The following is a 4,902-nucleotide window of genomic DNA, read 5'->3' as shown; positions in this document are numbered from 1 at the left end:
GCACATCCACCTGCCGCAGCTTGGCGACGACATCCTCCGGCTTGTGCCGCTTCGTTCCCATCTGTCCGTCCTCATCCTGGCCCGAAAGCCATACCTCAGGACGGACCACTTCATTGGGGGCAGATCACCTGTTCGGCGGACATGAGAACTGCGCTAGATATGCAGTCCGTCCGTCTTTCGCCATGGCAAACCGGATTAATCGGCGCGCCGTTGCCGATCCAAGCCCGATCATTAGATTGTGACAAGCCAGGACCGTCGCTGGAGAGATCACTTCACGAGAGCGTGCAGACAGCAACGCCTTCAGCGTAGTCCAAGGCCGTCCGAGACCACGTAAGATCACGGCAAGTGCGGCAGAATCCTCGGCGTCATAAGCCGCAACAACACTGCCGATGGGAAGTCCAGCCTCGTAAGCAAGTATGGCAAGTACATCTTCCAGGCGCCGAAGTTCGACCCAGCGCTCAAGTCGATCCGAGCTAACTGGTTTGACAAGAAGTTCGCCTGCGATCGACATTGACACTTGAAATCTTGCAAGACGGGCGGGAGCTACAGGTGCAGATAGTAATGCTGCTATCCGTTCCGGGAGCGCCTCGACGATTGTTGGATCGACATCAGTATCTTCTCGCAGCGACTCTCTTGCTCGCTCGAGGGCATATTCTAGAAGCTCATTCCGATAAGAAGCAGGCAATCCAACGAAAGTGATAAGTCGTATGGCCACCTCTTCCGACTGAGACGCATGCTGCATTAGCAAGGGTACATTTTCAGTGGAAATACAAGCTTTGGAATTAGACAAAACAGCGGCTGCAACACTGGCATCGCCGAGTCGTATCAGTGTGTCGCAAATTGATACACATAGCCCATCTCGACGTGCAATAGCGGCCCGATGCATATTACTACAGTTGATCGCAACGCCTAAGAGCCATTCATCTTTGAAGTTTTGCATTTGTATGACTATCAGCGTTGCGATGCGTAACGATCGATCCTGAGCCAGAAGGATTGCGGTTCGCATCGGCGGACGCTTCAATTCTATAATTCGGAGTGCAAAAATGTATCGCGATTCTTCATCGACCTTCGATAGGAGCCTGGCAAGCATAATGTCATAGGAAGATCGCTCTTCCTCCGGCAAGCGTGACCAATATTCCACAAGAGCGGCCGCGGAGGCGCGCAGGAATTGCACCTGTTTATCTACATCGCATTTTTCAATCAGGTACAACAGTTCGGTTGACAGGGTGGCGGCCTGAGCTAATTTTGACATGGATCAATGCTGGCCTCAAAGGCTGTTTCTTACGGTGACCGCGTTTTCAAGCTGCAAGGCTTTTATTAGATATGGATGCCACAGATCGAAGGCCTCGTGAAGGGATTTATCTACGTCCGCGAAGGAAAATGGCTTTCTCAAATAATTACTTATTCCAAATGTGCTCATTTGTCGTGACGGTATGCTACACTCTGAGCTTCCCATCAGTATAAGCTTCGTACTTGGACTGATATTATTGATCTTGCATGCAATTTCGAGTGCCGGACCGTCACTTATGGCCGTGTCGATCAGGGCAACATCAGCGGTTCCAAAGCGCGCAGTTCGCAGGGCCGACGCGCCGTGCTCGGCATCGATTACGTCTAGCGAGAAATGACTGTCGGATAAAAGACGACGAATCACATTTCGAGTAGGCTTATGCGGTGCAACTAAAAGGAATTGCAGTTTTCTACGAATGATTTGACTCGCGGACAAAATTCGACTTATCTGATTAATGTTCAATGGTTTTAATAAAACTTCATAAGCCCCGATGAGTTGCGCCACCGAGGGCCAGCGTGGAGCAAGCATATCTGATATCAATACAATCATGCCTCCCTTGCCTCTACTTGAACGCCAATGTTGTAAAATACTTGCGTCATTGCCTGGCAAGGTGACATCGACAAATATTAGATCGATTGTATCATTCTTAAGTCGATGAGCGAAGCTTCTCCCGTCCGAAACTTCCAAAATGAGCGCAGTGGGGTCAGTAGCAGCAATCGCCTCAGCAATATCGATTCTAATTTCTTGATTTGAGTCCGCGATAATTACCGTTGGACCGGAGACGAAGTTAGGCATCTTATATCCGTGATTGTTTGGCCTAATTAGGCTCGTTGGTTATCTGTAGTTACGCGAAGATGTCGAAATCCAAAATCGTAGCTGAACTACTATACATATTCACATCAGAATGCTCACTAATTATTGTCGCAACAGCGTGATATTAAATATTAATTCGGCATTTATTCAATGAAGCATCGCGCCTATAATTCGATTTGGGCTTTTGCGACTGGGCGGAAGGTCCGCACGAGATCGGCATCGAGCCTGCCTGTCATATCTTCGAGGATCGCCAGCGCCCTCTCGGCAGGCATTGGTGCCTTATACGGGCGTCGTTCAATCAATGCTGCGTAGATATCGCAGACGGTAATCAGTCGCACGAGATCGGGAATTTCTTTACCCGCCAGCCCGTCTGGGTAGCCCGAGCCGTCGAGCATCTCGTGGTGCGAGCGGACCACTGCAAGCGTAGCCGCGTCGAAGCCGCCGTTCAGGAGCAGGGTATGGCCTTCCGCCGCGTGGGTGCGCATCACTTTCAACTCGGCGTCGTCGAGTCGGCCTGGCTTGTTGAGAATGGTGAGCGGGATTTTGGTTTTGCCGACGTCGTGTAGCAGCGCGGCCTTGATTACGCGATGCCGATCGCCTGTTCCAAAGCCCAGAGCCGCGGCAAAGGCTGCCGAAAGGCCGGCCACAAGCAGCATGTGCTGGTGCGTGATGTCGTCGAACTGTTGGACAGCGCGGATCCAATCGCGGATGTTCGCCTCGCGTAAAGCCCGCTCGATCAAATCAGTTCCTAGATCGGCTAAGTCGGGAGTGATCGGCTGTTCCGAGAACACGGTGTCCTTCAGGAATTGCCGCGCCTCAATCGCCCGCTTCAAGGTAGCTGGTGGGAGTAGAGCAGCCTCTGTGCTTAGCTGGTTGAGCCGTTCGATCATCATTCGCGCGGCCGATGAGGCGCCGAGGGTCTGGCTCGCCCCTAGTAAGCGTGCCTGAGCCTCTGCTCGGGCGGGATTGCCGTGGACGAGGAACAGGTACGGCGCCCCGCCTTTCCGCGCGTGAGCGAGGCATTGCCGCAAGCGCAGAATCGCGTCTGACGTTAGGGCCTGCACATCGCTGATCACGAGGCTGGGTTTGACGTCTGGACTAGCATCCGCATAGAGATCGTGGACTTGGCAAGCGCCCAACGCGACCAGATCGCGCGCAAGGCGCTCGCCGCGACGCAGATCGTCCGAGATCAAAAGGAGTTGTTGCGCTGCCACGGGCCATCCCCTTTGCGTCGAGCATCTTCAAAGCACCGGCAGTCATTGTCGGATTTGATTTAATTGAATTCCTCGATTACGGCCTGAGTAGCCAAAATGCGAGATTTGTCATCGCGTCGACCATACACTGCGGTGTGGCTAAATCTTTCTTGATCTTGCGATGAAGGCATTCGAGCGGCTTTTACCTCGTTTCCACGATGGTAGCTTCCAGATTCAGATCGACGAAAATAGCCGCGCAGATCGATGTAGTGATTTGTGATTCTGATTCATCGTCAGCGCTCTTTGCAGCATAGCAGCAATTCACGCGGTGGACTAAATGACGTTTCTCAATCGAGAGGGGTAATGGTCGTTTAAATCCGTAATCCTTAATTTTTTCTAAGTCGGTAGATGCTCGATAATACAACTTGTGGTCAAAAATGAATATTGGACGCCATTCTTTTCAAAAAATGTGCAACAATTTTCAAAAGCAATGACGACAAGTTAGCTCCGTGACCAGCGGCACAACTCAGAATAGTGCTGACAGAGGTGTAAATGGGCTGAGATTTTCCCACCGCCGTAGGATTTTCAGATCAGGTAGATGCCTAGAGCGGTCACCGACCGGATTGAATCGTGTAGGGTTTCGGCCGCGGCGGTGATGTGATTCGATGGTCGGCTTTCCGAGGAGGAGAGCCGATGGCGTCTGCCCTGTCCGTTGATTTGCGCGAGCGTGTCGTAGCCGCGATCGAGGCGGGGGCTTCGCGCCGGGAGGCGGCGCGGCGCTTCGAGGTCAGCCCGGCCAGCGCCGTGCGCTGGCACGGGATCTTCGTGCAGGAGGGTCGGACACAGGCCAAGCCGATGGGCGGCGATCAACGCTCGCACACCATCGAGGCACAGGCCGACCTGATCCGGCAGACCTACGAAGCGCAGCCCGAGCTGTTCCTGCATGAGTTGCGCGACCGTCTGGCCGAACTGGGGCTGCGGGTTGGGGTCAGCAGCCTGTCCCGCTTCTTCAAGCGCCATGGCATCACGCGCAAAAAAACACCGGCCACGCCGCCGAGCAGGAGAGGGAAGACGTGAAGGCCGCGCGCCTGTCCTGGTTCGACGGCCAGCTCGATCTCGACCCGGACAAGCTCGTGTTCCTCGACGAGACCGCCACCAACACGAAGATGGTCCGCCGCTATGGGCGAGCCCCGCGCGGCGAACGCTGCCGGGTCGCGGTGCCGTTCGGCCACTGGAAAACCATCACGGTCACTGCCGGTCTGCGCACCAGCGGCCTGACAGCCACCGCACTCTTCGATGGACCGATGACTGGCGCTCGCTTCCGTGGCTATGTCGAACAAACCCTCGTCCCAGCCCTCAGGCCCGGCGACACGGTCGTGCTCGACAACCTGCCCGCCCACAAGGTCAGCGGCATCCGCGAGTGCATTGAGGCAGCGGGAGCGAGGCTGCTCTACCTCCCGGCCTATTCCCCCGACTTCAACCCGTGTATGGATGGCTCCTGCGGGTCAAGGATGTCGATCGGTTTGGGTGAACTAGTCGGCTGCGGCCATGTATACGGCGTCTGATCTGCAGCGGGATCGCTGCGCGCCCTGATGAAGTCCGCTTGGA

The 4,902-nt window shown here is 54.7% G+C and carries 3 protein-coding genes and 1 pseudogene; 1 reads left to right on the top strand and 3 read right to left on the bottom strand.

The genetic code is table 11. The annotated features are described in order from the left end of the window. Positions 1–124: 124 nt before the first annotated feature. The 3 genes from ACLBX8_RS31410 to ACLBX8_RS31400 all read right to left on the bottom strand — a co-directional run bounded on the left by ACLBX8_RS31410 (position 125) and on the right by ACLBX8_RS31400 (position 3,315). Positions 125–1,252 carry a DUF2336 domain-containing protein gene (locus tag ACLBX8_RS31410; protein WP_447716388.1) on the bottom strand — a complete coding sequence of 376 codons (1,128 nt, stop codon included), beginning with the start codon at positions 1,250–1,252 and terminating at the stop codon, positions 125–127. A gap of 15 nt (positions 1,253–1,267) precedes the next feature. Then, complete coding sequence (locus ACLBX8_RS31405; protein WP_447716387.1) at positions 1,268–2,083, bottom strand: response regulator; 816 nt, start codon at positions 2,081–2,083, stop codon at positions 1,268–1,270. 182 nt (positions 2,084–2,265) lie between these two features. After that, a complete protein-coding gene (locus ACLBX8_RS31400; protein ID WP_447716386.1) occupies positions 2,266–3,315 on the bottom strand; it encodes an HD-GYP domain-containing protein in 1,050 nt (349 codons plus the stop codon). A gap of 672 nt (positions 3,316–3,987) precedes the next feature. On the opposite strand from ACLBX8_RS31400, the pseudogene ACLBX8_RS31395 reads away from it, so the two are divergent. After that, positions 3,988–4,778 (top strand): annotated as a pseudogene (locus ACLBX8_RS31395) (IS630 family transposase); the annotation flags it as partial. Between the last annotated feature and the right edge of the window lie 124 nt (positions 4,779–4,902).

The sequence above is a fragment of the Methylobacterium sp. D48H genome (assembly GCF_053345715.1).
Note: the sequence above shows the minus strand (reverse complement) of the source record. Positions and strands in the feature narration are given on the sequence as shown.